Origin of the sequence: Streptomyces muensis (assembly GCF_021474425.1) — a bacterium.
In the GTDB taxonomy this organism is placed as follows: Bacteria; Actinomycetota; Actinomycetes; order Streptomycetales; family Streptomycetaceae; genus Streptomyces; species Streptomyces muensis.
Map to the genome: position 1 here is coordinate 1 of NZ_JAKEIP010000578.1, position 1,328 is coordinate 1,328.

The following is a 1,328-nucleotide window of genomic DNA, read 5'->3' on the forward strand; positions in this document are numbered from 1 at the left end:
GCCCCCCATGAGCCACCGCCGCCGGATACCGACCCGGGCCGCTACGAGGGCCGCACCCTCCCGGCCGACCTGCCCGTGCTGGAACCGGTCGACTTCGACGCCCCCGACCCCACCGACTGGACGGCCGTCCCCTTCCTCGAAGAGGTGACCGACCGTCACCTCACCGCCCGCCCCCCGCTGGAACCGCTGCTCACCGAACGGTCCTCCACCGCGATCCTCAACGCCGCCCTGACCACCCTGGTCCGCGACGACGGCGAACCCGACATCGACGCCCTGGTCGAGGCCTTCGCCCGCGGCATCCCGCTCACCCGGCTGCCCCGGGCACCGCGCCCCACCCTCCGCTTCGGCGTCCAGGTCCTGGTGGACCGCGGCGACGGCATGCAGCCCTTCCGCCGCGACCAGCAGGAACTCACCCGCCGGATCACCGGTCTGGTCGGCGCCGAACTCACCCAGACCCGCTACTTCGCCGACGCCCCGAACCGCGGCACCGGACCGGGCTCCCCGTGGACCTGGCAGCCGTACCGGCCCCCCAGCCCGGGCACCCGGGTCCTGGTCGTCTCCGACCTCGGCGTCGGCGGACCCGTCCTGCATCCGCGGCGCGCCTCCGTCGCCGAGTGGTACCGAGTGTGCGACGAGATCGTCCGGGCCGGCTGCACGGTGCTGGCGCTGGTGCCCTACCCGGTCACCCGGGTGCCCGCGGAGCTCACCCCGCTGCTGGCCGCCCTCACCTGGGACCGGACCACCACGGTGAGCACGGTCGCCGCGCTGGTGGGACGCCGGCGGTGACCGTGCCACGCGACCGGCAGGCCGTCGACGCGGTCGAGAAACTGGCGACCGCGCTCAGCGTGGCGGTGCGCGTGGAGCCCGAACTGATCCGGGCGGTGCGGCTGGAGCTGTTCCCACGGCTCGGCGTGGAGACCGAGTCCGACCTGTGGTTCAGCGGACTCGTCCGGTCCCAGGGGCCCACGGGCCTCGTCTTCGACACCGCGCAACGCCACCGCCTGCAACGCCGGCTTGCCCGCTGGGTACGGCAGCGGCAGCACCCGGACGCCCCGGTGCACGCCCTGTGGCGGATCATCCAGCATGTGCACGCCGACCTGTCACCGGCGCTCCTGCTGGAGGAACACGTCACCTGGCTCGCCGTCGCCGGGCGCAGCGGCGAGATCGACGACGCTCTCGCCCCGGTCCTGAAGTCGATCACCCAGCAGAATCGTGACGGCCTCAGACAATGGCTCCCCTTGGGGGGCGGGCCCATTTTGGAGGCCGTCCACTTTCTGCGTGGTGTTAGACTTACGGGCCGGGGGGAGGTGGTCGGAGAAAAAGCCGCA

The 1,328-nt window shown here is 73.1% G+C and carries 1 protein-coding gene and 1 pseudogene; both read left to right on the top strand.

All coding sequences use genetic code 11. The features are described 5' to 3' along the window. Positions 1–786 (top strand): hypothetical protein (locus tag L0P92_RS44470; RefSeq protein ID WP_234768815.1); only part of this gene is annotated, 786 nt, incomplete at its 5' end. Then, a pseudogene (locus L0P92_RS44475) lies at positions 783–1,328 on the top strand (hypothetical protein); the annotation flags it as partial. The gene L0P92_RS44470 and the pseudogene L0P92_RS44475, both read left to right, overlap by 4 nt.